Below are 24,032 nucleotides of genomic sequence, written 5' to 3' on the forward strand. Positions count from 1 at the left end.
GGGGAACTGCGCGAGAAGCGACCACGGTTCGCGGACGAAGGCGGGGTTAAGGGGCGCAGGGGCGGTAGCCGGTGGTGGTTGGGGGCGATGGGTCCGAACTTCCCTCGCTTGATGGCCAGTTGTGCGGGGGCCGGGGGCCGGGGGCTTGTCGGGGCGAGCGGGGTGGGCGCGTGGCCGAGCCGGGCCGGGCGTTCGGGGGCTGCGCCGCCGTCCGCGCCCGGCCCCGTCCGCGCTCACGCCGTAAATGGCTTTACGGCGTAGAAGACCCGCCTTACGGTGTATAGCGGCGGCATGACGTACGCCGTATAAGACGCATCGCGAGCCAAGGGAAAACCGGGGGCCACCATGACAGCATCGACAGGCGAGCAATCCGGCGCATCCGCCGGCCAGCCGGAGCCGCAGCCCCAGCCGGAGCCGCGGCCCCAGACCCGGCCGGAGCCGCAGCCACACCCGCAGCCACACCCGCAGCGCTGGCTGATCCTCGGTGTCATCTGCCTCGCCGTGCTCACGGTGCTGCTCGACAACACCGTGCTCAACGTCGCCATCCCCTCCCTCACCACCTCGCTCGGCGCTTCCACCGCCGACATCCAGTGGATGATCAACGCGTACTCGCTGGTCCAGTCCGGACTGCTGCTCACCGCGGGCAGCTCCGCCGACCGCTACGGGCGCAAGAAGATGCTCGCCGCGGGGCTCGCGCTCTTCGGTATCGGCTCGCTGGTGGCCGGTCTCGCGCAGAACGTCGGCCAGCTCATCGCCGCCCGCGCGGGTATGGGCATCGGCGGGGCACTCCTGATGACCACCACGCTCGCCGTCGTCGTGCAGATCTTCGACGAGGAGTCCCGGGTCAAGGCCATCGGCATCTGGGCCACCGTCAACTCGCTCGGCTTCGCGGCCGGACCGCTCATCGGCGGGGTCATGCTCGACCACTTCTGGTGGGGCGCGATCTTCCTGGTGAACATCCCCGTCGCGGTCCTCGGCCTGGTCGCCGTGGTCGTCCTCGTACCGGAGTCGAAGAACCCCCACGGCGACCGGCCCGATCTGCTCGGGGCGCTGCTCTCCACCATCGGCATGACCGGTCTCGTGTACGCCATCATCTCCGGGCCGGGGCACGGCTGGCTCTCGGGCCAGGTGCTGGCCTCGGCGGCCGTCGGGGCCGTGTTCCTCGCGGCCTTCGTACGCTGGGAACTGTCCATCGAGCACCCGATGCTGGACATGCACTTCTTCCGCGACCGGCGGTTCGTCGGCGCGGTCGCCGGGTCGATCCTGGTCGCCTTCGGCATGGGGGGATCGCTGTTCCTGCTCACCCAGCACCTCCAGTTCGTGCTCGGCTACGGTCCGTTGGAGGCGGGCCTGCGCACCGCGCCGCTCGCGCTCAGTGTGGTCGTACTGAACATGACGGGCGTCGGCGCCAAACTGGTCGCCACGGTCGGCACCCCGCGCGCCATCGCCATCGGCATGACCGCGAACGCGGCCGGGCTCGCCTCGATCGCGCTGCTCGGCGGACACAACTACGGCGGCACGCTGTTCGGCCTGGTCGTGATGGGGGCCGGGATCGCGCTGTCCATGCCGGCCATGGCCAACGCCATCATGAGCGCGATCCCGCCGGAGAAGGCGGGCGTGGGGGCGGGCGTGAACGGCACGCTGGGGGAGTTCGGCAACGGGCTCGGGGTCGCGGTGCTCGGCGCCGTGCTCAACTCCCGGTTCGCGGCGCTCGCGCCGGTCGCCGCGGCCTCGCTGCCCGCGGCCCTGGCCGCCGCCGGGGACGGCGCGGAACGGGGCCGGATCGCCGACGCGTTCGCCTCGGGCCTGGAGACCAGCCAGCTGGTCGGCGCGGGCGCGGTCCTCGCGGGCGGGCTGCTCGCGGCGGTCCTGCTGCACCGCGCCGAACGATCGGCGCCCGCGCCCGACGGGGCGGCTCCCGCGGCATAGCATCGTCGGGGGTGAGGGACCCGAACTCCGGACCTGACCTGATGGGTCGGCAGCAGCGAGGACCGAGGAGGGCAGCGATGGTATCGGCGGCGGACCGCACGAAGGACGCGGCGCGTACCAGCGTGTGGCTCGGGAGCAAGGCGAGTCGCCGGGTGCGCCGAGCGGGGGCGCCCGAGGGCGGGCCCGTGCTCGACCGGGACCGGATCACCGCCGAGGCCGTACGCCTCCTCGACGCCGAGGGCGCCGTCAAGTTCTCCATGCGGCGCCTGGCGGCCGAACTCGGGGTCACCGCGATGTCCCTGTACTGGTACGTCGACAACAAGGACGACCTCCTCGAACTCGCCCTCGACGCGGTGTTCGCGGAGATCGAGATCCCCGACATGGACGACGAGGCGGCGGACTGGCGCGATCAGCTCCGCACGGTCGTGGTGGGCTATCGCGCGATCTTCGTCCGGCATTCCTGGGCGTCGGCGCTGATCGGGCGCTACCTCAACATCGGGCCGCACTCGATGGCCTTCTCGCGCACGGCCCAGCGCATTCTGGCCCGTACGGGGCTGCCCGCGCACGGGCAGATGGGCGGGCTCGCGGCGGTGTTCCAGTTCGTGTACGGGTTCGGCACGATCGAGGGGACGTTCGTGCAGCGGTGTGCGGATGCGGGGCGTACGCAGGACGAGTTCTTCGCGGAGGCGATGGGGGCGTTGGCCTCTCAGCCGGAGTACCGGGATCAGTTCGCCGATGCGGCGGAGTTGATGGCTGCGCGGGGTGGGGTGACGGTGCAGGAGATGCGGCAGCGGGACTTCGACTTCGCGCTGACGCTGCTGATCGCCGGCATCGAGGCGCTGAGCTCCCCCTGACCCCCGCAGGGGGCCCTGCCCCCTGCCCCCCGCTTCGGGGCTCCGCCCCGGACCCCGTATCGCGCCTTAAGGGCGCTCGTCCTCAATCGCCGGACGGGCTGAAATGCCCTGGTGCGGGCCGGCACCGAGGCCTTCAGGGGCGCCGGCAACCGGGCACCCCGGGTCACCTACAGGGGCGCGGGGAACTGCGCGAGAAGCGGCCACGGTCCGCACCCGAGAGGGGGGTTGGGGCGCGGGGAACTGCCCGACCGGGCCGCGCAGCGGCCCCGGGCTCCCGGGCACCCCGGGTCACCTACAGGGGCGCGGGGAACTGCGCGAGAAGCGGCCACGGTCCGCACCCGAGAAGGGGGTTGGGGCGCAGGCAACTGCCCGACCGGGCCGCGCAGCGGCCCCGGGCTCCCGGGCACCCCGGGTCACCTACAGGGGCGCGGGGAACTGCGCGAGAAGCGGCCACGGTCCGCACCCGAGAAGGGGGTTGGGGCGCAGGCAACTGCCCGACCGGGCCGCGCAGCGGCCGGGCTCCCGGGTACCCCGGGTCGGGCTCCCGGGTACCCCGGGCCGGGCTCCCGGTACCCCGGGTCGGGCTGCCGGTACCCCGGGTTGGGATCCCGGGCCGGCTCCCGGGCGGAGCCCAGGGCCGCCGGGTGCCCCGGTCAGGCGGTCGGCAGGGTTTCGCCCTGGACCGTCTGGATGTCCAGCTCGACCTTCAGCGTCGTGCCGATCGCCGAGATCCCCGCCTGCACCACCTGGTTGTAGTTCATCGCGAAGTCCTCGCGCCGCAGCTCCGCCGTCGCCCGGTAGGCCGCCCGTACCCCGCCCCAGGGGTCGGGGCCCGTACCGAGGTAGGACAGGTCGAGGTCGACCTCGCGGACGACTCCGTGCAGCGACAGTTCACCCCGTACCGTCCAGCGGTCGGGCCCGGCCGGGACCAGGTCCGTGCTGCGGTAGGTGATGTCCGGGAAGCGCTCGACATCCAGGAAGTCGGGGGACTTCAGGTGCCCGTCCCGCATCGCGTTCCCCGTGTCGATCGACGCCGCGCCGATGACCGCCTCGACCCGCGACTTCTCCAGGTCCTCCGCGATCTCGATGCGCCCGCCGAACTCCCCGAACCGCCCGTGCACGCTGGAGATGCCCAGGTGCTGGGCGACCGCGCCGACCGACGAATGCGCCGGGTCGATCGTCCAGGGACCCGGCGGCGGCAGTTCGACGCCGCCCTGCCGGGCCAGCACCACCGTGCCGACCGAGGCCCGCCCGCTCGCCGTCACCAGCGCCGTGGAGGCGGCCGGGGCGTATCCGACGGCCGTCACGATCACCGTGTAGGGGCCGGGCGCGAGAGCCACGTCCGCCGACACCGAGCCGTCCTCCGCCGCCGCGGCGCGCAGCACCTGCGTGCCGGTCATGTCGGTCATCGTCACCACGGCGTGCGAAACCGCCCAGCCGTCGCGCGTCCGTACCTGTGCCCGCAGTCCCATCCCGTTTTCTCTCCTCTTCAAGTGCAGAAGCCTCTTGGGGTCAAAAGGCCGGGCCCCGGGGCGGGACGGCCGGCCGTCCCCTGCCCGCCGCCCCGTTCCCGGGGCCCATTTCCACGCCGGGCGCGCCCCGCCTCCGCTCGAAGCGAAGGCGCACCCGGGGGTCAACTACTCGCCCGGGTGGGCGAGTTCGATGTCGTGGCCGTCGACACCGCGGCCGGCCACGGTCAGCGAGCCGGCCACCGGCGGGTAGCCGGTCGCGATGACCGTGTACTCGCCGGAGTTCAGGTCGGCGAAGGCGTACGCGCCGTCGTCGCCCGTGGTGGCGTTGGCGACCACGTTGCCCGCCGCGTCGAGCAGCGTGACGCGGGCGTCGGCCAGCGGACGGCGGTCGCCGCCGCCCCGGATCGTGCCCTGGACCAGCGCGCCGGCCTGGAGGGCGGCCTCGACGCGGGTCACGCCGTAGCCCGAGATCTCCACCGGCAGGGCCAGCGGGCGGAAGCCGTCCGCGTTGACCGCCACGGTCACCTGGCCCGGGACCAGCTCACCGAAGGTGAACTCGCCGGCCGCGCCGGACTTCCCGGTGGCCAGCAGATCGCCGCGCACATCGGTCACGATCACCATCGCGCCCTCGACCGGAGCCCCGGTCTCGGCGGCCTTCACCGCACCCGCGAGACCGCTGGTGCCGGACAGGAGGATGTCGTAGGCGAGCGCCTCGACGCCCACCACGATGGTGGAGGCCTGCGGCTGGAAGCCGTCGGCGGCCGCGATCAGGACGTAGCTTCCGGCGCCCGGCGCGGCGAGCAGGTACCCGCCGTCGGGGCCCGCGACGGCGCGGCCGAGCTGGCTGCCGCCGAGCGAGATCAGCGTGACGGCGGCGGAGGCGACGGGCGCCCCCTCGGCCGCCCGGACCGTGCCGCGCACCGGGATGCCGTCGAGCACGGGAGCGGTCAGGGTGTCGGCCACCGGGGCGGCCTCGACTGCCGCCGCCTGGGCGGGAACCTGGGCGGGAGCCGGAGCGGCGGCGGGCGCCTGCTCGGACTCGGCGGCGCCTACCGCTCGGGTGCGCAGCGGGATCTCCTTGATGAAGAGGGTGATCAGGAAGGCGAGCAGCGCGCACGGCGCCGCGTACAGGAACACATCGCCGACACCGTGCCCGTACGCGCTCTCGATGACGGTACGGATCGGGGCGGGCAGCACGCTGAGGTCCGGGATGGTGCCGGAGCCGCTGCTGTTCTTGGCCGCCGCGGCGCCCTGCGGGCCGAGCGCGGTGAGGCCGTCGGTGACGTAGTGGCTGACCCGGTTGGCCATGACCGCGCCGAGCGCCGAGACGCCCACCGCACCACCGAGGGAGCGGAAGAAGACGACGACGGAGGAGGCCGAGCCGAGGTCCGCGGGGGAGACCTGGTTCTGGGTGCACAGGACCAGGTTCTGCATCATCATGCCGATGCCGAGGCCCATGAGCGCCATGTAGACGGCGAGGTGCCAGTACGGGGTGTCGTAGCGCATCGTGCCGAGCAGACCGAGGCCCGCCGTCACCAGCACACCGCCGCTGACCAGCCACGCCTTCCACTTGCCTGTCTTGGTGATGACCTGGCCCGAGACGGTGGACGCGATGAAGAGTCCGCCGATCATCGGGATCGTCATGACACCGGACATCGTCGGCGTCTTGCCGCGCGCCAGCTGGAAGTACTGGGAGAAGAAGACCGTGCCGGCGAACATCGCGACACCCACGAAGAGCGAGGCGAGCGAGGCGAGGGTGATGGTGCGGTTGCGGAAGAGGCGCAGCGGGATGATCGGCTCGCTGGCCCTCGACTCGGCGAACACGAAGAGCGCGCCGAGCACGATCGAGCCGCCGACCATCGCGTAGGTCTGCCACGAGATCCAGTCGTACTTGTCGCCCGCGAAGGTCACCCAGACCAGGAGCAGCGAGACCGCGGCGCTGATCAGGAAGGCGCCGGTCCAGTCGACCTTGACGTCCCGCTTCACGACGGGGAGCTTCAGGGTCTTCTGGAGCACGATGAGCGCGATGACCGCGAACGGCACACCGACGTAGAAGCACCAGCGCCAGCCGAGCCAGCTGGTGTCCGTGATCAGACCGCCGAGCAGCGGTCCGCCGACCGTCGCGACCGCGAACGTGGCGCCCAGGTAGCCGCTGTAACGGCCGCGCTCACGCGGCGAGATCATGGCGGCCATGATGATCTGGGCGAGCGCGGAGAGACCGCCGACGCCGATGCCCTGGAACACGCGGCAGGCGATGAGCATGCCCGAGCTCTGCGACAGACCGGCCACGATCGAGCCGGACACGTAGATGACCAGGGCTATCTGGACCAGCAGCTTCTTGCTGAACAGGTCGGAGAGCTTGCCCCAGAGCGGGGTCGTGGCGGTCATCGCGAGCAGCGAGGCCGTGACGACCCAGGTGTACGCGGACTGGCCGCCGCCCAGGTCGCTGATGATGTGCGGCAGGGCGTTGGAGACGATCGTCGAGGACAGAATGGCGACGAACATGCCGAGCAACAGCCCGGAAAGCGCCTCCATGATCTGCCGGTGAGTCATCGGCGCGCCACTCTCGGACGGCGTGTGCCCTCCGTGCTTGGCGTGGCCGCCCCGCACACCGGCTGGTGTGGTCGTAGCCATGAAGTTCCTTGTCTTGTACGTCTGTTGGGCGGGTGTACGGGTTGGTTTGCTGCGTGAAGCGAGCGCGTGAAGCGAGCGCGTGACGCGTAGCGCTTGGCGCTTGGCGCTAAGCGGGTGTACGGGTCGGCGGACGGGTCTCGGGGCCCCTGACGTGGGGTGCCCGGCAGTCTCCGAAGGAGTCCCGCAGGCGTGCCAGCATCGTGTTGAGCTGCCCGACCTCGTCGTCGGTCCAGTCCTTGAGGGTGTGCGCGAACATCTCCGTGGTGCGCAGGCCGAGATCGTCGATCATGGTCTGGCCCTCGGGGGTGAGCCGCAGAATGCGCGAGCGCTTGTCGGCCGGGTCGGCGGACCTCTCGATCCAGCCGCGCTGGGCGACGTGTGCGACATGACGGCTCGTCACCGACATGTCCACCGCGAGGAGTTCGGCGAGCCTGCTGATCCGCATCTCGCCGTGGCGCTCCAGGAGGGTCAGCACGGCGGCCGAGCCGGCGGGGCACTCGGGCGGCAGGATCCGCGCGAGCCCGCGCTTGACCGCGCCGATCGCGCTGAGCTGCCGGGCCAGCTCCTCGTAGTGACTCTGTGCGGCCATGGACACCTCCCGAAATCTTGTTGCTTCGGGCAACCATAAGATTGTTGGTTGCCGAAGGCAAACTAAATCGGGGCCTTGGCGGCAAAGGAAACGCAAAGGCTTCGCATATGAAAACCCAAGGTGCAGGTCGGGGGCTTGCGGGCGCCTGTGCGGGGTGATCGGGAAGGGGTGGCGAGGGGGCGGTGAGGGAGGCGATGAGGGGGTGGGACGGCGGCGCGGGCGTGCTGCGCGGAGGTGCGCCGGGCGACGTCCGAGCCGCCTCGCGGGCGCCTCGCGGGCGCGTTCGCGCGGGGGCGGGGGTTGGGCGGGACCCCCATCTTCGCTAGGGTCCTGCCCCATGGCACACAACCCCCACGCACCCCAGGGTCCCGAGGGCAACTACGACCCGGCGGGCTCCACGCAGATGTTCCGCGCCTTCGTCGACGAGGGCGTACCCCAGGGCCGCCAGCCGGCCACTCCGGCGGCGACCGCCGCGGGCCCGCGCGTAGGCCTGATCGTCGGTGTGGTCGCCGTGATCGTGGTCCTGGCGGCGGTGGCCTGGCTGGCCCTGGGCTGAGACGCCGCTCGACGGCGGGGGTCCGGGGTGCGCCCCGCGCCCCCGCTCACCCACCCGGTCGTCCGCACTCGCTCACCCGGTCGTCCGCCGGTCCGCCTCGGCCGGTCGAGCCGCGTGGGCCGGGCCGGTCGCTTGGACCGGTTCGGCCGCCTGGACCGGTTGGGCCGCCTGAGGGGCGTCAACCCCAACTGGCCGTCACCGAACGCGTCTCCACGTGCATCCCCAGCGGCACCCGCCACGCGTCCACACACACCCCGTACGTCCGTGAGACCACCGCTCCCGCCGCAATGGGTGCGGGCAGCGGCTGACTCGACGTCATGGTGGCCCAGTCCACCCCGAGCAGCCCGATGATGTGGGTCGCGAATACAACGCTGCCCGACTTCACCGCTGTGCCGCCCGTGTTCCGGAACCGCACGGTGACGTTCTCGCACCAACGGTGCTCCCCGGCCGAACGGCTCGGTGCCCCGACGCTCAGCACCGCAGGGCCCGCGGGCGGGCTCGGCCTGCCCGGTGTGCCGGGAGGGGAGGGCGTACCGGAGGGGTCGGTGGCGCCGCCCGACGAGCCCCCTGCCGAGCCTCCCGCGGTGCCGCCGGGCCTGCCCGCGGCACCTCCGGGGGACCCCGAAGAGCCACCCGAGGCCGAACCCCCGGACCCCGCAGGGGATTTGGCGGAGCCGGCGCTCTCCGAACCGCCGGCCCCCGGTGCGGCGCCGGGCGTCCCCGGGGTTCCCGGCACGGAAGGCGTGGCGGACGTGGAGGATGTGGAGGACGTGCCGAACGTACCGGATGCGGAGGGCGTGGCGGACGTACCGGCGCTGCCATCACCGGGTGACGCGGCCGTGCCCGGGCCGTCCAGGGGGACCAGCCGTACCTTGCCGCTCGGCGGCACCGCGTGGTCCGGGGCCGGGGGCCCGGTGCCCGCGGCGCCCACCGCCAGGTAGCCGTCCCGGTCGCCGCCTCCGGCGCCGGCGGCGAGGGTGCCGCCGAGGCCGAGGACCACCGCCGCCGAGACACCGATCAGCGCAGCACGTCGTCGCATCGCGCCAGTGTGTCTGACGGATCGTCAATAAACCAGAGCGCGACGGAAGTTGCGGAACGGGGCTGAGCCCGGCCGGACATCAGCCGGAAAACCGGCCGGCCGTCAGTCGGAAACCGGCCGGCCGTCAGCCGGAGCTCAGTCGGAGATGAGGCCCTCGCGGAGCTGGGCCAGCGTGCGGGTCAGCAGCCGCGAGACGTGCATCTGTGAGATGCCGACCTCCTCGCCGATCTGGGACTGCGTCATGTTCGCGAAGAAGCGGAGCATGATGATCTGCCGTTCCCTGGGCGGGAGTTTGGCGAGCAGCGGCTTCAACGACTCCCGGTACTCGACGCCTTCGAGCGCCGTGTCCTCGTAGCCGAGCCGGTCCGCGAGCGAACCCTCGCCGCCGTCGTCCTCGGTGGCGGGCGAGTCGAGCGAGGAGGCGGTGTAGGCGTTGCCCACCGCGAGCCCGTCGACCACGTCCTCCTCGGACACCCCGAGAACCGCGGCGAGTTCGGGGACCGTGGGCGAGCGGTCGAGCTTCTGCGCGAGCTCGTCACTGGCCTTGGTGAGGGCGAGCCGCAGCTCCTGGAGGCGGCGCGGCACCCGCACCGACCAGGAGGTGTCGCGGAAGAACCGCTTGATCTCGCCGACGACCGTGGGCATCGCGAACGTGGGGAATTCCACGCCCCGTTCGCAGTCGAAGCGGTCGATCGCCTTGATCAGGCCGATCGTTCCGACCTGGACGATGTCCTCCATCGGCTCGTTGCGGCTGCGGAACCTGGCCGCCGCGTACCGCACCAGCGGCAGGTTGAGCTCGATGAGGGTGTCGCGTACGTACGTACGCTCCGGGCTGTCGGTGTCCAGCGTGGCAAGGCGCAGGAAGAGGGAGCGGGACAGCGTGCGGGTGTCGATGGCTGCGGTGTTTGCGGCGTGCCGGTGCACGGTCGGTGCCGGTGCGCTCTTGGTGAGCGTGAGCACCTTCGAGCTGCCCTGTTCTGCGGACATGCCACCCCCTTGAGGTCGCGGACGGTCGCGTTGGGCCACGACCATCGGAGGAAGCAGCCTCCACCTGAATACCGGAGGCGGGGCTGCGGCAAACGCGGTTTCGGCAGAATGTCACATGTCGGCAACACGCTGTAGTGACATGTCGACAAGTGGGGCCCGCGTACATGCAGGAAACAGGGGGTGTGCGGTTTTTCGGCCGGAAATTTTTTACCGGCCCGATGCCTGGGCCCGGCTCACTCGAACCGGTTATGCCTCGATTCGATTTGCGGATCGAAGCCGCGCGAAACTCCTGGCCAGAAGCCTTGACACATGCATCTGCGACACTCCCAATTCCTGACTGATCTGGGACTGCGTCAGATTGCTGTAGTAGCGGAGCATCAAGATCCGCTGCTCGCGTTCGGGCAGTTGTACGAGAAGGTGGCGGACCAGATCGCGGTGTTCGACACCGGCGAGCGCGGGGTCCTCGTAGCCGAGCCGGTCCAGCAGACCGGGCAGCCCGTCGCCCTCCTGGGCGGCTTCCAGGGAGGTCGCGTGGTACGAGCGGCCCGCCTCGATGCAGGCGAGCACCTCGTCCTCGCCGATCCTGAGCCGCTCGGCGATCTCGCCGGTGGTCGGGGAGCGGCCGTGCAGCGTCGTCAGGTCCTCGGTGGCGCCGTTCACCTGCACCCAGAGCTCGTGCAGCCGGCGCGGCACGTGCACGGTGCGCACGTTGTCGCGGAAGTAGCGCTTGATCTCGCCGACCACGGTGGGCATCGCGAAGGTCGGGAACTGCACGCCCCGGTCCGGGTCGAAGCGGTCGATCGCGTTGATCAGGCCGATGGTGCCGACCTGGACGACGTCCTCCATCGGCTCGTTGCGGCTGCGGAAGCGCGCGGCCGCGTACCGCACCAGCGGCAGATTGGCCTCGATCAGCGCGCCGCGCACCCGGCCGTGTTCCGGGGTGCCCGGCTCAAGGTGCTTGAGCTGGCCGAACAGTACCTGGGTGAGGGCGCGGGTGTCCGCACCCCTGGTGGACGTTCTGACGGGGCCCCTGGGGCCCTCCGAGGAGTCCTGGGCAGGCACTTCGGCGGCGTCCTGGGGCTCGTTCTGGGGCGGCACTTGAGGCGTAGTACTGGCCGGCACGGTCACGCCACCCCTTAGTCCTCGGTCTTGGTCGTCGGTCAACTCATCCGTCAAAAGCGGTCATAGCATCACAAGACATGTCCACTGTGTGCAAGCACCGTATAACCACGTGTTGAGGGCAAGTTGGGGCAGATGGCCCTGCTCGGAGGCGTATCGGGGCAGGAAAAAGCCCCGCACCTCTCGGGTGCGGGGCCGGGTGCCGCGTGCCGGAAGGGAGCCGGAACGCGCAGGGTCAGAACGGGTAGTCGGCGATCACCCAGGTGGCGAACTCGCGCCACTGGCCGGCCGCCGCCTGGTGCGCGGGGTGCTCGATGTAGCGCTTCAGGGCGTCCGCGTCGGCGACGGCGGAGTTGATGGCGAAGTCGTACGCGATCGGCCGGTCGGTGATGTTCCAGGCGCACTCCCAGAACTCGATCTCGGGAACGAGCCCGTCGAGCTCCTGGAAGGCCTTCACAGCGGCGACCACGCGCTCTTCGTCGCGCTGCACGCCTTCGTTGAGCTTGAACAGAACCAGGTGGCGGATCATGAACCTCTCCTACGGATACGACGGGGACCGGTCGGGGGCGCGACCGGGGACTCGTCCACGGCCACGGCCGGGGACATGGCCGGATGCATGGCCGGGTGCCGCGACGGGCGACTGGGCCGGTGGGCCCAGTGGCCGGCGATCTCGGCGGACCAGCGGCTCAGCGGGCTCGGCGGACCAGCGGGCCTGCTGCTCAGCGGACCAGGTTGGTCATGAACTCGCCGACGCCCTTGGCCGCGCTCGATATGCCCTCGAAGCCGGTCTGGACCATCCCGGCGGCCTGCACCGGCGACGTGATGATCGTGTACAGCACGAAGACCACGACGATGTAGAGCAGGACCTTCTTGATGTCCACTGTGCCAGCCCCTCCCCGGCGCCACCCCTGTGCGGTCGGGTGAGTCTAACCGCCACCCGTCCCGTACTCACCAGGCCTTTAGGGACCTACGGCCCGGCGATCGGGGCCCTTTGCCCGACGGTACGGACGTGACGGGAGAGCAGGATGGTTCTTGAGCCCACCACATCTGGCAGGAATGCGGTGGGTGAGGAACAGGACCTCACTGCGGGGTCCGCGCCGCGAGCTTCCCCCCTGACTGCGGCGCAGGACTTGCAGGTTCTGTTCTCATCGGGGGGAGCGGCTTGTCCCCCCGATGCCGCTCCCCCCGTCCCATCGTCGAAGCCCCGGTCACTTCCGCGACCGGGGCTTCTTCGTATGGCGCCGCGGCCGGGCCGCCGGCGGGGCAACCGTGCGGATCCGCCCGGCGGCCGTTTCGCGGGGCCCGGTGAGCGGCTCAGCTCTCGGACGGGGGCAGCGGGATCGTCGCGGTGTCGAAGGTGCCCGCGATGATCGACGCGGCGAAGTCGGCCAGCCGCAGATGGTGGCTACGGGCGTAGCTGCGGAAGGCGAAGAAGGCCTGGTCGGGGGAGGTGCCCCAGCGTTCCGCGAGAATCCCCTTGACCTGTTCCACCAGGATGCGGCTGTTGAGCGCGGCCTGGAGCTGGGTCGTCTCGATGTGGGACTGCTCCAGGGTGCGCTGCTGGAGGATCGTGATCGTGGCGACGCCCGCCAGGGCCTTGGCGAGCGCGATGTCGTTGTCGCCGAGGCGGTGCGGGGTCTTCTGGAAGAGGTTCAGGGCGCCGATGTTGCGGTCGCGCAGCCGCAGCGGGATCGCATGCGTGGTCACATAGCCGGTCTCCCGGGCCCGGGGCGCGAAGCGGGGCCAACTGGCCGTCGTACTGGGGCTGTTGAGGTCGATGTTCGTCCGAGCGGTGCCGCTGCGGAAGCACTCCACGCACGGACCCTGGTCGTGCTGGAGGGCGAAGAGCTCCAGGAGCCGGGTGTGCTCGTCGGACGCGGCCACGACCTGTAGTTCGCCGAAGGGGTCGGCGAGCAGGATGCCGGCCGCGGACACGTCGAGGAGCTCGACGCACCGGGTCGACAGGCGCTGGAGCAGGTCCAGCACATCGAAGTCGTCCGTCAGGGAGTCGGCCACCTCCATGAAGGTTTCCGCCAAGCGCTGTTCGCGGATCATGCCGATCATCCCTTTCGACCGCCGGGCGACAGTGGCCCGTCCGTACCGTCGTTATCGTCGTTGAACCGCAGCCGTCTGGCCACTACGTCTCCTGCCACATCGCCGAGCGGTACGTTGCTGCTGTAGGCGAACGCCCGCAGCCGCAGCAGCGCGTCCGCCAGGGAGACGTCCAGCTGGACGCTCACCATGCCGGTCGCCTGGTGCAGCACCGCCCGGTGTATCTCCCCCGGTACCGTCGCGGCCGTCCCCAAAGCCGCCGGGGGGTTCCCGTCGCGCTCCAGGAGCTGCGCGGTCAGCGCGGCGGCCAGGGCCAGGGCATCGGCGAACCGCTGCTCGGGGACGCTGTCGCCGGCCCGGGAGGTCACCGCGCTGAGCACCCCGAGCCGGATCGCGCCCAGGCCGAGGGGGAAGCAGTACGCGCCGGCCACCCCGATCCGGAGGGCCTCGGCCGGCAGCCCGGGCCAGCGGTCCGCGCGTACCGCCGCCAGGTCGGGCGCGACGACGGCCGTGCCGCTGTGCGCGGCGTCGAGGCCGGGGCCCACGCCGAGGGTGAACTGAAGCTCCTCGAAGTCCGCGGCGATGCCCGGCGAGCGCCACAGCGGTTCCGGTTCCGGCTGCGCGCCTTGACCCGCCGTGACCAGCAGTGACACGGCGACGCCGTCGACCCCCAGAGCTCGCGCGCACGCGGCGGCCAGGACACTGCCGTCATCGTGACGGAGCGACCGGAGCACATCGGCCATGCCGTCGCTGATCACTGGGCTCCGACCTGCCGGGGCTTGGGGGCGAAACGCCCGCCGGCTCTCACCATGAACCCTAGTCGCACCCGTGGGATGCCGCCCCGGACACCCGGCCGAGCCCCGCCCCCTGACGGGCGGCACAGCCACCCGCCGCGGTCCGGACGGCCCGCCCGGGTCGCGCGCAGGGCGCCCAGGGCGCAGCGGCCCGTGACGCAGACACCGGGCAAGCCGGGTGTGGCGCAGGGGGCTTGTCCCGATGATGACAACGGGGTCGCCGGGGCTCTCGTGCGGGTCGGCTGAGGCCGTTGGGGACGGAAACCGAGGCGGAGCAGCACGAAGGGCCGGGTTCCTGGGAACCCGGCCCTTCGTCTATCTGCGGTAGCGGAGGGATTTGAACCCTCGGTGAGTTTCCCCACACTCGCTTTCGAGGCGAGCTCCTTCGGCCGCTCGGACACGCTACCGAGAGAGAGCTTAGCCCAAGGTGGGCCCAGGTTTGAAATCGGTTCGGCGAGAGCTGGGTCACCGCTGCCGGAAGAACGCCGTCAGCTGTGCCGAGCACTCCTCTTCGAGGACTCCCGCGACCACCTCGGGGCGGTGGTTGAGCCGTTGGTCGCGTACGAGGTCCCACAGCGAACCGGCCGCGCCCGCCTTCTCGTCGCGGGCCCCGAACACGATCCGGTCGAGCCGGGACTGGACGATCGCGCCCGCGCACATCACGCACGGCTCCAGGGTGACGACGAGCGTGCAGCCGGTCAGCCGCCACTCGCCGGTCCTTCGGGCCGCGCGCCGGATGGCGAGGACCTCCGCGTGCGCGGTCGGATCGCCCGTCGCCTCGCGTTCGTTGTGCCCGGCCGCGAGGAACGTGCCGTCCGGGGCCAACACGACCGCGCCGACCGGCACATCGCCGGCCGACTCGGCCTGTGCGGCCCCGGCAAGGGCGGAGCGCATCGGCTCCGCCCACCGTTCGCGTACGGGGTCGTGCGGAGGGGGCACTAGCGGACGGCCTCCAGGACCTCGGCCGCGCCCAGCGCGTCCGCGATCGTCACGAGGGCGTCCCCGTCGAGCGCGAGCAGCCGGCCCTCGCTCACGCCGAGGTCCGCGAGGATCGCGCTCTCGCCGAGCGGGCCGGCCGGCACGGCGTCGTCCGACGACGCGTCGCCGTCCGGCCCGTCCACGGCCGTCGCGGCCTCGTCCTCGTCCTCGTAGCCGTCCTCCGTGCCGTCGAGGTCAAGGGTGTCCAGCTCGTCCTCCTCGTCGTCCTGGTCGTGGCCGAGCAGTTCGTCGGTGAGCATGGCCCCGTACGAGGAGCGGGCTGCGACGGCGGCGTCGGAGACGAAGACGCGCGGGTCGTCCTCGCCGTCGACGCGGACGACGCCGAACCAGGCGTCCTCCTGCTCGATGAAGACGAGCACCGTGTCGTCGGCCCCGTCGGCGGCTGCTTCACGGGCCAGGTCGGCCAGATCCGACAGCGTCTCCACATCGTCGAGCTCTGTGTCGCTCGCTTCCCACCCGTCTTCGGTGCGCGCGAGCAGTGCGGCGAAGTACACCGTGACTCTCCCACTGGTCATAGGCGTGCCGGTTGGGGGTCCCCCCGGCTGTGGCTTCATTCGGAATCGTGGCAGAAAACACCGCGGTTGCGAGAGTTCTTCCGCGGTTGCGTTTTTCCGGTCGCCCCGATCACGGCTTCCGACACGTCATGATCGCGGGCTCCGGGACACCCCGTCAGGTGCGCGCGACGGCCGTGACCACGGGCTTCGGGGCGCCGGGTCCGCGGGTCACCAGCGGAAGGTTCGCATGCGCATGGCCTGGCGCATACGGGCCGCTCGGGCGCGCCGGGGCTGGACCCGGTCGCGCAGCGCCTTGGCCTCGTGCAGTTCGCGCAGGAACTGGGCGCGCCGCCGCCGGCGGTCCGCATCGCTCTCCGGTTGTTGCGCTCGGTCGTGCTCGTCCGGCATTGGTTCACACCGCCCCGGGTCGGTTCGTGTCTTCCACCTTCCCCCCGTTCGGGCGCTTGACGCCAGCACGAACCAACGGCAAGTGGGAGCGGTGGATGGGACCGGCAGGTGGGACGCGGAGCCGCCACGCCCCGGTTACTGTGGACGTCATGCGGATCCATGTCGTCGACCACCCTCTCGTGGCGCACAAGCTCACCACGCTGCGCGACAAGCGCACCGACTCCCCGACCTTCCGGCGGCTCGCCGACGAGCTGGTCACCCTGCTCGCCTACGAGGCCACCCGGGACGTGCGCACCGAGCAGGTGGACATCGAGACCCCGGTGACGCCGACGACGGGCGTGAAGCTCTCGTACCCGCGGCCTCTGGTGGTCCCGATCCTGCGGGCCGGCCTCGGCATGCTGGACGGCATGGTGCGGCTGCTGCCGACCGCCGAGGTGGGCTTCCTCGGCATGATCCGCAACGAGGAGACCCTGGAGGCCTCCACGTACGCGACCCGGATGCCCGAGGACCTCTCGGGCCGTCAGGTGTACGTCCTGGACCCGATGCTGGCGACCGGCGGCACGCTCGTCGCGGCGATCCGCGAGCTGATCAAGCGCGGCGCCGACGACGTCACGGCCGTGGTGCTGCTCGCCGCCCCCGAGGGCGTCGAGGTCATGGAGCGCGAGCTGGCGGGCACGCCGGTGACCGTGGTGACCGCCTCGGTCGACGAGCGCCTCAACGAGCACGGCTACATCGTGCCGGGCCTGGGTGACGCGGGCGACCGGATGTACGGCACCGTCGACTAGGGCCTGCCCGCCGGACGGGTCCTGGACCCGATCGGTCCGCGCGGATGGCGCGGATACCGCGGATACCGCGGATACGCGGAGGTTCTCAGCACTTGCCGGAGGGCGCGGGTGCGGGCTTGGCCAGGGCGGCCAGGGCCGTGTCCGCGTCCTTCGGCGTGTTCAGGTTCGCGAACGTGTTCCCCAGGATCAGGTCGACGTCCTGCGTCTCGCGCGTGTCGGTCTTCTGCGTCGTGCCCGCGAGCTGGGTGCCGAGTACGGAGAAGGGGCCGCGGGTCGCCGTCGGCGCGCCGAGCAGCACGCCGTTGTTGGCCACCTTCTTGTCGTACTCGGTGGGCGCGTTGCCGACCTTGCCGATCGCGAAGCCGCGCTTCTTCAGCTCGTCGGCGACCGACTTGGCGAGGCCGCCGCGCGGGGTCGCGTTGTAGACGTTGACGGTGATCTGCGCGGGCTTCGGCAGTGCCTGGGGCGCGCCGGAGCCGGACGCCGTGGGCGCCGGGCAGTTCTTGCCGTGCGCGGCGGCCTTGGCCTTGCCGCCACCGCCCCCGAACACGTCGATGAGCTGGACTGTCCCCCAGCCGATCAGGCCGAGGGCCACGACCGCGCCGACCAGCGCGAGGACCAGCCGGCCGCGCTTACGGGGACGTCGCATCCGCGGGTAGGCGTCACCCTTGATGCGGTACTTTCCGCCCATGCCGGGGGGAGTGAGCATGCTCATAGGCGCAGGGTAGTGCCGACCCGGGACGATGCCTACTAAATGATCAACCGCTGGCGCGCGTATGCGCCCGTATGCGCGGCAAAAGGTCCGAAAGGCTCACCCGGGTGTCGGGTTCAGTCCATTTCGAGTACGCGCGCGTGCAGAACCTGGCGCTGCTGGAGCGCGGCGCGGACCGCACGGTGGAGGCCGTCCTCCAGGTAGAGATCGCCCTGCCACTTCACGACGTGCGCGAACAGGTCGCCGTAGAACGTGGAGTCCTCGGCGAGGAGGGTTTCGAGGTCGAGCTGGCCCTTGGTGGTCACGAGCTGATCGAGCCGGACCGGGCGCGGCGCGACATCCGCCCACTGCCGGGTGCTTTCCCGGCCGTGGTCGGGATAGGGCCGCCCGCTTCCGATGCGCTTGAAGATCACACGGAAAGCCTACCGGGCGAGCGGCTCCGGGCGCAGCCATGGAGCCCGAGTGCAATCCTGGGCAAAACGCCTGAAACCCGACTCAGGGGGCTCGTCATGACCGACAGCGACCAGACGGCGGCCGCGCCCGAGCCCATCAGTGCCGCGGACCCGGACGAAACCGGAGCGCGGAATCCCGCCCCGGCGCCCGCCGACGCGCCCGCGCCCCCCGCGCCCGCCGCGCCTGCGGATGGCGCCCCTGCCGAACCCGCGCCCGGCGGGGCCGGCGCACCCGTTGCCCCTGCCGGGTCGGACGCCGCCGAGCCGCAGCCGGCGGCCGGTGCTGCCTCCGCCGTGCCGGGGCCGGCCGTGGAGATCGCTGCCGGGTACGCCTTCACGGGACCGGCGATGGAACTGGGCGCGCTGCTGTGGGACGGCCAGTGCCTGCCCGACGCGCCCATCCGCATCCCCCTCTCCATGCTCAACCGGCACGGCCTGGTCGCCGGGGCGACGGGCACCGGCAAGACCAAGACCCTCCAGCTCATCGCCGAGCAGCTCTCCGCCAACGGAGTGCCGGTGTTCCTCGCGGACGTCAAGGGCGATGTCTCGGGCATCTCGGCTCCGGGCCAGGCGGGCGACAAGGTGACCGAACGGGCGGCGCAGGTCGGCCAGGAGTGGGAGGCGGCCGGATTCCCCTGCGAGTTCTACGGCCTCGGCGGCATCGGCCCCGGCATCCCGCTGCGCGCCACGGTCACCAGTTTCGGGCCCGTACTCCTGTCGAAGGTGCTCCAGCTCAACCAGACGCAGGAGCAGTCGCTCGGCCTGATCTTCCACTACGCGGACACCAAGGGCCTTGAGCTGTACGACCTGAAGGACCTGAAGGCGGTCGTCGGCTTCCTCGTCTCGGACGTCGGCAAGGCCGAACTCAAGGGAATCGGCGGCCTGTCGTCCGTCACCGCGGGGGTGATCCTGCGTGCGATCACCGCGTTCGAGCAGCAGGGCGCCGAGGCGTTCTTCGGGGAGCCCGAGTTCGACACGAGCGAGCTGATGCGGCTCGCCCCGGACGGACGCGGTCTGGTGTCGGTCCTCGAACTGCCCGCCGTCCAGGACAAACCCCACCTGTTCTCCACCTTCCTGATGTGGCTGCTCGCCGACCTCTTCCAGAAGCTGCCCGAGGTCGGCGACGTGGACCGGCCCAAGCTCGTCTTCTTCTTCGACGAGGCCCATCTGCTGTTCAACGGAGCGTCGAAGGCGTTCCTGGAGTCGATCACGCAGACGGTCCGGCTGATCCGCTCCAAGGGCGTGGGCATCTTCTTCGTGACCCAGACCCCGAAGGACGTCCCCGGCGACGTACTGGCCCAGCTCGGCAATCGCGTCCAGCACGCGCTGCGGGCCTTCACGCCGGACGACGCGAAGGCGCTGAAGGCGACGGTACGCACGTTTCCGCACTCCCCCTACGACCTCGAAGAGGTCCTGACCTCGCTCGGCACCGGCGAGGCGGTCATCACCGTGCTGAGCGAGAAGGGCGCGCCGACCCCGGTCGCGGCGACCCGTCTGCGGGCGCCCCAGTCCCTGATGGCCCCCATCGACGCGGCCGCACTGGACCAGGCCGTCAAGTCCTCGATCCTGTACGGCCGTTACGCCGAGCCGGTGGACCGCGAATCCGCCTTCGAGAAGCTGACGGCGGCGGAGCGGGCGCGGGAGGAGGCGGCGGTGTCGGCCGCGCTGGACCCGTTGGGCTCGGGTTCGGGTTCGGGTTCGGGCAAGCCTGCCGGCCGGGCGAAGAAGCAGGATGCGTCGCTGGCGGAGCAGGTGGTGAGCAGTGGGATCTTTCGGTCGCTCGCGCGGTCTGTTGGTACGCAGTTGGGCCGGGAGATCTCCCGCTCGATCTTCGGCACGCGCCGAAGGTAGCCCCGCCCCCGCGGCCCGGGGTCGGTGGGTCCCGGGTCCCCCTGGGGCTCCGCCCCAGACCCCGGGGGTTTGCCCGCCCACCCGCCCGTGCGGCGGGGTTGAAGGGTTCGGGCCCTGGGGCTGCGCCCCAGACCCCCTTGAGGGGCTGCGCCCCTGGGACCCCGCAGGGGGCTCCGCCCCCTGCACCCCCGTTCGCGCCTGAACGGCGCTCGTCCTCAATCGCCGGACGGGCTGGGGATGCCTGCGCCGGCCAGCACCGAGCCTTTTAGGGGCGCGGGGAACTGCGCGAGCAACCACGCACGGTGCGAGGCCGACAGGGGGTTGGGGGCGCGAGGAACTGCGCGAGCAACCACGCACGGTGCGAGGCCGACAGGGGGTTGGGGGCGCGGGGAACTGCGCGAGCAACCACGCACGGTGCGAGGCCGACAGGGGGTTGGGGGCGCGGGGAACTGCGCGAACGGCCCCCGCGGCCCGCGGACGAAAACGGGGTGTTGGGGGCGCGAGGAACTGCGCGAGCAACCACGCACGGTCCGCAGCTCAAACGGACCCAGGGGCGCGGGGAACTGCGCGCCCAGCCACCCACGGCCCGCAGCCGAACCATCCGCGACCACCGCCCCGCAGCCGAACCATCCAGCCACGCTCCGCAGCCGCACCCGCGACCCGCGACCCGCGACCCAGGGCCCGCGACCCAGGGCTCAGGGCGTGGCCCCGCGAGCGGTCCGCCACTTCACCCCCGGAGGGTTGCGGGAAGGGGCGGGGTGGGGCAAAAACCCAGGCCCCTGCCCCTGCCCCCGGCCCCAAGCCCAGCGTGACGACCGAGGGTAGGCCGAGCCGGGGGGCCGAGCGACCCAGACCGAGAGGGCGGGTCGCAAGCCCGGCGGGCCGGCCCGGGGACGCAGGTCGAGGGGGCCGAGCCCGGCCCCGCCGAGACGCCGGCGGGGCTACTTCGCGGCCCGCGCCGCCGCCTTGGCCTCCTGCTTGTACGCCCGCACCTTCGCCAGCGACTCCGGCCCCGTAATGTCCGCGACCGAGCGGAAGGACCCGGCCTCCCCGTACGCCCCCGCCGCCTCCCGCCACCCCGAAGGCCGCACGCCCAGCTGCTTCCCCAGGAGCGCGAGGAAGATCCTCGCCTTCTGCTCGCCGAACCCGGGCAGCGCCTTCAGCCGTGAGAACAGCTCCGCCCCGGACGCCACCCCCGTCCAGACCTCGGCCGCGTCACCCCCGTACTCCTCCACGAGGAACCCGCACAGCTGCTGGATCCGCTTCGCCATGGACCCGGGGTAGCGGTGCACCGCCGGCTTCTCCTTGAGGAGCTCCGCGAAGGCCTCCGGGTCGTACGCCGCGATCGCCTCCGCGTCGAGGTCGTCCGCCCCCATGCGCCGGGCGATCGTGTACGGACCCGAGAACGCCCACTCCATGGGCACCTGCTGGTCGAGCAGCATGCCGACGAGCGCGGCCAGCGGGCTGCGCCCGAGCAGCTCGTCGGCCTCGGGCTGCTGGGCGAGCCGAAGGGTTGTGTTCATGCCTCGATGATCGGCGGCCGACGCCCCCGACGCACGCGGACACGGTCCCACCCCGGCGCCGACCGCGCCCCATGTGCCCACACCACGTGTGCGCAGCACACAGACACCGAGGCCCGCCCCGCCCCACGTGCACGCAGCCCACAAAAACCACGCCCCCCGCACCCTTTTCGAGCTGACTCACGCTTTCGTATGACAGACGTACGGCACTCGAATGGCCGAGGCGGGGCCGGGTAGTTCCGTCCGGACCAGCATGTCCGGACCACACGTGCGGGCCAGGCGCGTGCGTCGTACGGCCGCGCGCCTATCCGCTTCCGCACGTGCACCACCAAGAGGGGCGACCGCAGTGAGCCAGCCTTTTGTCCTGCCGGATTTCTATCTTCCGTATCCGGCCCGGCTCAATCCGCACCTGGAATCCGCGCGGGAACACTCCCGTATCTGGGCCCGGGACATGGGCATGCTGGAGGGCTCCGGGATCTGGGACCTGGCCGACCTGGACGCGCACGACTACGCGCTGCTCTGCTCGTACACCCACCCCGACTGCGACGCGCGACAGCTCGCCCTGGTGACGGACTGGTACGTGTGGGTGTTCTTCTTCGACGACCACTTCCTGGAGATGTTCAAACGCTCCCTCGACCGCAAGGGCGGCAAGGAGTACCTGGACCGGCTGCCCGCCTTCATGCCCATGGACCTCGCCGACGGGTTCCCCGAGGCGACCAACCCGGTCGAGGCGGGCCTCGCCGACCTGTGGGCGCGCACCGTCCCGTCGATGACGAAGGAGTGGCGCGAGCGCTTCGCGATCAGCACCCGCAACCTGCTCAACGAGTCGCTCTGGGAGCTCGCCAACATCAACGCGGGCCGGATCTCCAACCCCGTCGAGTACATCGAGATGCGCCGCAAGGTGGGCGGCGCGCCGTGGTCGGCCGGCCTCATCGAGTACGCGGCGAACGCCGAACTCCCCGCGTCCGTGGCCGAGTCGAGGCCGCTGCGCGTCCTCACCGACGCCTTCGCCGACGCCGTGCACCTGCGCAACGACCTGTTCTCCTACCAGCGCGAGGTCGAGGACGAGGGTGAACTCAGCAATGGCGTACTGGTACTTGAGACCTTCCTGGGCTGTACGACGCAGGAGGCCGCGGAAGCCGTCAACGACCTGCTGACCTCGCGGCTCCAGCAGTTCGAGAACACCGCGCTCACCGAAGTTCCGGCGCTGTGCCTGGAGAAGGGCCTGACACCGGACCAGTGCGCGGCCGTCGCGGCGTACGTCAAGGGCCTCCAGGACTGGCAGTCCGGCGGCCACGAGTGGCACATGCGCTCCAGCCGCTACATGAATGAGGGCGCCACCGCCGGCCCCTCCTCCGGTCCCGCCTCCGGCCTCTCCCTGTTCGACGGGGTGCTGGGCACCTCGGCACTCGACGTGTCCGCCCTGTTCGGCCGCCCCGCCGCGGCCCGCCACCGCAGCTTCACCCATGTTCCGCGCCAGAAGACCGGTCCGTCGCTGCTGCCCGACTTCGACGTTCCGTACCCACTGTCGCTCAGCCCACATGTGGGCCACGCACGTGTGGCGTCGATCGCCTGGGCGGAGCGTATGGGGCTGCTCGACGACATCTGGGACGCGGAGAAGCTGGCCGGTTACGACTTCGCGCTCTGCGCCGCGGGACTCGACCCCGACGCGACACCGGAGGAGCTCGAACTCAGCACCGAGTGGCTGACCTGGGGAACGTACGGCGACGACTACTACCCGCTGGTGTACGGGCAGCCGCGCAATCTGGCCGGGGCGCGGGCGGCCGGGGCGCGGTTCGGCGCGTGCATGCCGGTCGACGAGCCGGCCGCCGGTCTCCTGGCGGCGACGACCCCCATGGAGCGCGGCCTCGCCGACCTGTGGGCGCGTACCGCCGGGCCGATGTCGGCCCAGGCCCGCGCGGCCTTGCGCCGATCCGTCGACGTCATGCTGGAGAGCTGGCTCTGGGAGCTGCACAACCAGGCCCAGCACCGCATTCCCGACCCCGTCGACTACATCGAGATGCGCCGCTGCACCTTCGGCTCCGACCTCACGATGAGCCTGGCCCGCCTGCGCCATGCGGACCAACTCCCGCCCGGCCTCTACGAGAGCGGCCCGATCCGCAGTCTGGAGAACGCGGCCGCCGACTACTGCTGCCTGCTCAACGACGTCTTCTCGTACCAGAAGGAGATCGAGTACGAGGGCGAGCTGCACAACGGCGTCCTGGTCGTCCAGAACTTCTTCAACTGCGACTACCCGACCGGGCTGCGCATCGTGGACGATCTGATGCGCTCGCGGCTGCGTCAGTTCCAGCACGTCATCGACCACGAACTCCCGGTCCTCTGTGAGGACTTCGAGCTGGACGAGCACGGACGACGTGTGCTCGGCGCCTATGTGGCCGAGCTCCAGGACTGGATCGCGGGCATTTTGCACTGGCATGCCTCGGTACGCCGCTATGGCGCCGCCGATCTCCCGGCCTCCCTGCCTCATGGCAGCTCGCCCCACACCGTGTCCCGGGGCGGTGTGGCCCCCGGGTGGATGCGGCCCAGTGGGGACGGGACATCGGCGGACCGGGTACGGCTGCCGAGTGCGACGAATTTGGTGGAAGTCGCGAAGGCGGCGAAGGCGGCGGAAGTGCCTGAGGTGGCGGGGATGGCGGGGGTGCCGGAGGCAAGAGGGGCTGCGGTCACCCTCCCCGCGCCCACAGTGGCGGGAGGCCATGCCTCGTGATCCTCTAATGTGCGGGGGCCACACACCCGGGGGCCACCCCGTGGGCCCGTGGGGCCGC

22 protein-coding genes and 1 tRNA gene are annotated in these 24,032 nt (G+C 71.5%); 6 read left to right on the forward strand and 17 right to left on the reverse strand.

Translation table 11 applies throughout. The features are described from left to right. Positions 1–345 precede the first annotated feature (345 nt). Entirely contained in the window at positions 346–1,929 is a 1,584-nt protein-coding gene (locus tag CG740_RS15770; RefSeq protein WP_100575749.1) for an MFS transporter, read from the forward strand. 77 nt (positions 1,930–2,006) lie between these two features. Continuing rightward, entirely contained in the window at positions 2,007–2,783 is a 777-nt protein-coding gene (locus tag CG740_RS15775; RefSeq protein WP_100575750.1) for a TetR/AcrR family transcriptional regulator, read from the forward strand. A gap of 653 nt (positions 2,784–3,436) precedes the next feature. Here the strand turns inward: CG740_RS15775 and CG740_RS15780 are convergent. The 3 genes from CG740_RS15780 to CG740_RS15790 all read right to left on the reverse strand — a co-directional run bounded on the left by CG740_RS15780 (position 3,437) and on the right by CG740_RS15790 (position 7,478). After that, complete coding sequence (locus tag CG740_RS15780) at positions 3,437–4,255, reverse strand: YceI family protein (protein WP_100575751.1); 819 nt, start codon at positions 4,253–4,255, stop codon at positions 3,437–3,439. Between the two features lie 165 nt (positions 4,256–4,420). Next, complete coding sequence (locus CG740_RS15785; RefSeq protein ID WP_199846460.1) at positions 4,421–6,889, reverse strand: MFS transporter; 2,469 nt, start codon at positions 6,887–6,889, stop codon at positions 4,421–4,423. A gap of 106 nt (positions 6,890–6,995) precedes the next feature. Continuing rightward, positions 6,996–7,478: a MarR family winged helix-turn-helix transcriptional regulator gene (locus CG740_RS15790; protein WP_100575753.1), complete on the reverse strand. Its 483-nt coding sequence runs from the start codon at positions 7,476–7,478 to the stop codon at positions 6,996–6,998. A gap of 337 nt (positions 7,479–7,815) precedes the next feature. On the opposite strand from CG740_RS15790, the gene CG740_RS15795 reads away from it, so the two are divergent. After that, the gene (locus CG740_RS15795; RefSeq protein ID WP_100575754.1) at positions 7,816–8,034 is read left to right on the forward strand and encodes a hypothetical protein; all 219 of its coding nucleotides are present in this window, start codon (positions 7,816–7,818) and stop codon (positions 8,032–8,034) included. Positions 8,035–8,212: 178 nt separating this feature from the next. Here the strand turns inward: CG740_RS15795 and CG740_RS15800 are convergent, their stop codons facing one another. The 11 genes from CG740_RS15800 to CG740_RS15845 form a co-directional block, all read right to left on the reverse strand. Beyond that, positions 8,213–9,073 (reverse strand): hypothetical protein, encoded by an 861-nt coding sequence (locus CG740_RS15800; protein WP_100575755.1) that lies wholly within the window; start codon positions 9,071–9,073, stop codon positions 8,213–8,215. A gap of 135 nt (positions 9,074–9,208) precedes the next feature. Further along, a complete protein-coding gene (locus tag CG740_RS15805; protein ID WP_100575756.1) occupies positions 9,209–10,060 on the reverse strand; it encodes an RNA polymerase sigma factor SigF in 852 nt (283 codons plus the stop codon). Between the two features lie 246 nt (positions 10,061–10,306). Further along, entirely contained in the window at positions 10,307–11,182 is an 876-nt protein-coding gene (locus CG740_RS15810; protein WP_100575816.1) for an RNA polymerase sigma factor SigF, read from the reverse strand. Between the two features lie 232 nt (positions 11,183–11,414). Next, positions 11,415–11,708 carry a Dabb family protein gene (locus CG740_RS15815; RefSeq protein WP_100575757.1) on the reverse strand — a complete coding sequence of 98 codons (294 nt, stop codon included), beginning with the start codon at positions 11,706–11,708 and terminating at the stop codon, positions 11,415–11,417. A 190-nt stretch (positions 11,709–11,898) separates the two neighbouring features. Further along, positions 11,899–12,060, reverse strand: coding sequence for a hypothetical protein (locus CG740_RS40355; protein ID WP_199846462.1), 162 nt, complete (start codon positions 12,058–12,060; stop codon positions 11,899–11,901). Positions 12,061–12,493: 433 nt separating this feature from the next. After that, positions 12,494–13,243 carry a GAF and ANTAR domain-containing protein gene (locus tag CG740_RS15820; RefSeq protein WP_100575758.1) on the reverse strand — a complete coding sequence of 250 codons (750 nt, stop codon included), beginning with the start codon at positions 13,241–13,243 and terminating at the stop codon, positions 12,494–12,496. After that, a complete protein-coding gene (locus CG740_RS15825; protein ID WP_234376274.1) occupies positions 13,240–13,974 on the reverse strand; it encodes an ANTAR domain-containing protein in 735 nt (244 codons plus the stop codon). The genes CG740_RS15820 and CG740_RS15825 overlap by 4 nt, the downstream gene beginning before the upstream one ends. 373 nt (positions 13,975–14,347) lie before the next feature. Then, a tRNA-Ser gene (locus CG740_RS15830) sits at positions 14,348–14,432 on the reverse strand. Between the two features lie 58 nt (positions 14,433–14,490). After that, positions 14,491–14,919, reverse strand: a complete 429-nt coding sequence (gene tadA, locus CG740_RS15835; RefSeq protein ID WP_100575817.1) for a tRNA adenosine(34) deaminase TadA — start codon at positions 14,917–14,919, stop codon at positions 14,491–14,493. 44 nt (positions 14,920–14,963) lie between these two features. After that, the gene (locus CG740_RS15840) at positions 14,964–15,518 is read right to left on the reverse strand and encodes a tRNA adenosine deaminase-associated protein (RefSeq protein WP_100575760.1); all 555 of its coding nucleotides are present in this window, start codon (positions 15,516–15,518) and stop codon (positions 14,964–14,966) included. Positions 15,519–15,746: 228 nt separating this feature from the next. After that, positions 15,747–15,926 carry a hypothetical protein gene (locus CG740_RS15845; protein WP_100575761.1) on the reverse strand — a complete coding sequence of 60 codons (180 nt, stop codon included), beginning with the start codon at positions 15,924–15,926 and terminating at the stop codon, positions 15,747–15,749. Between the two features lie 149 nt (positions 15,927–16,075). Between CG740_RS15845 and upp the strand changes: the two genes are divergently transcribed. Then, positions 16,076–16,711: a uracil phosphoribosyltransferase gene (gene upp, locus CG740_RS15850; protein ID WP_100575818.1), complete on the forward strand. Its 636-nt coding sequence runs from the start codon at positions 16,076–16,078 to the stop codon at positions 16,709–16,711. A gap of 85 nt (positions 16,712–16,796) precedes the next feature. On the opposite strand, the gene CG740_RS15855 is transcribed toward upp, so the two are convergent. Next, the gene (locus tag CG740_RS15855; RefSeq protein WP_100575762.1) at positions 16,797–17,426 is read right to left on the reverse strand and encodes a LytR C-terminal domain-containing protein; all 630 of its coding nucleotides are present in this window, start codon (positions 17,424–17,426) and stop codon (positions 16,797–16,799) included. A 113-nt stretch (positions 17,427–17,539) separates the two neighbouring features. After that, positions 17,540–17,836, reverse strand: a complete 297-nt coding sequence (locus CG740_RS15860) for a type II toxin-antitoxin system VapB family antitoxin (RefSeq protein ID WP_053725882.1) — start codon at positions 17,834–17,836, stop codon at positions 17,540–17,542. A gap of 96 nt (positions 17,837–17,932) precedes the next feature. On the opposite strand from CG740_RS15860, the gene CG740_RS15865 reads away from it, so the two are divergent. After that, the gene (locus CG740_RS15865; protein ID WP_234376275.1) at positions 17,933–19,726 is read left to right on the forward strand and encodes a helicase HerA-like domain-containing protein; all 1,794 of its coding nucleotides are present in this window, start codon (positions 17,933–17,935) and stop codon (positions 19,724–19,726) included. Positions 19,727–20,667: 941 nt separating this feature from the next. Here CG740_RS15865 and CG740_RS15870 read toward each other — a convergent pair. Further along, positions 20,668–21,249 (reverse strand): HhH-GPD-type base excision DNA repair protein, encoded by a 582-nt coding sequence (locus tag CG740_RS15870; RefSeq protein WP_100575763.1) that lies wholly within the window; start codon positions 21,247–21,249, stop codon positions 20,668–20,670. 343 nt (positions 21,250–21,592) lie between these two features. Here CG740_RS15870 and CG740_RS40360 point away from each other — a divergent pair, with 343 nt between their 5' ends. Then, positions 21,593–23,974, forward strand: coding sequence for a terpene synthase family protein (locus CG740_RS40360; RefSeq protein ID WP_234376276.1), 2,382 nt, complete (start codon positions 21,593–21,595; stop codon positions 23,972–23,974). Positions 23,975–24,032 lie beyond the last annotated feature (58 nt).

It is taken from the genome of Streptomyces sp. CB01201, assembly GCF_002803085.1.
Classification (GTDB): Bacteria; Actinomycetota; Actinomycetes; order Streptomycetales; family Streptomycetaceae; genus Streptomyces; species Streptomyces hundungensis.

Coding starts and splice junctions, on each gene's coding strand:
- CG740_RS15825 (WP_234376274.1), bottom strand. CDS start 13,974: ATGGCCGATGTGCTCCGGTCGCTCCGTCACGATGACGGCAGTGTCCTG.
- CG740_RS15785 (WP_199846460.1), bottom strand. CDS start 6,889: ATGGCTACGACCACACCAGCCGGTGTGCGGGGCGGCCACGCCAAGCAC.
- CG740_RS15775 (WP_100575750.1), top strand. CDS start 2,007: ATGGTATCGGCGGCGGACCGCACGAAGGACGCGGCGCGTACCAGCGTG.
- CG740_RS15870 (WP_100575763.1), bottom strand. CDS start 21,249: ATGAACACAACCCTTCGGCTCGCCCAGCAGCCCGAGGCCGACGAGCTG.
- CG740_RS15855 (WP_100575762.1), bottom strand. CDS start 17,426: ATGAGCATGCTCACTCCCCCCGGCATGGGCGGAAAGTACCGCATCAAG.
- CG740_RS15790 (WP_100575753.1), bottom strand. CDS start 7,478: ATGGCCGCACAGAGTCACTACGAGGAGCTGGCCCGGCAGCTCAGCGCG.
- upp (WP_100575818.1), top strand. CDS start 16,076: ATGCGGATCCATGTCGTCGACCACCCTCTCGTGGCGCACAAGCTCACC.
- CG740_RS15795 (WP_100575754.1), top strand. CDS start 7,816: ATGGCACACAACCCCCACGCACCCCAGGGTCCCGAGGGCAACTACGAC.
- CG740_RS15815 (WP_100575757.1), bottom strand. CDS start 11,708: ATGATCCGCCACCTGGTTCTGTTCAAGCTCAACGAAGGCGTGCAGCGC.
- CG740_RS15805 (WP_100575756.1), bottom strand. CDS start 10,060: ATGTCCGCAGAACAGGGCAGCTCGAAGGTGCTCACGCTCACCAAGAGC.
- tadA (WP_100575817.1), bottom strand. CDS start 14,919: ATGCGCTCCGCCCTTGCCGGGGCCGCACAGGCCGAGTCGGCCGGCGAT.
- CG740_RS15845 (WP_100575761.1), bottom strand. CDS start 15,926: ATGCCGGACGAGCACGACCGAGCGCAACAACCGGAGAGCGATGCGGAC.
- CG740_RS15800 (WP_100575755.1), bottom strand. CDS start 9,073: ATGCGACGACGTGCTGCGCTGATCGGTGTCTCGGCGGCGGTGGTCCTC.
- CG740_RS15820 (WP_100575758.1), bottom strand. CDS start 13,243: ATGATCGGCATGATCCGCGAACAGCGCTTGGCGGAAACCTTCATGGAG.
- CG740_RS15780 (WP_100575751.1), bottom strand. CDS start 4,255: ATGGGACTGCGGGCACAGGTACGGACGCGCGACGGCTGGGCGGTTTCG.
- CG740_RS15770 (WP_100575749.1), top strand. CDS start 346: ATGACAGCATCGACAGGCGAGCAATCCGGCGCATCCGCCGGCCAGCCG.
- CG740_RS15865 (WP_234376275.1), top strand. CDS start 17,933: ATGACCGACAGCGACCAGACGGCGGCCGCGCCCGAGCCCATCAGTGCC.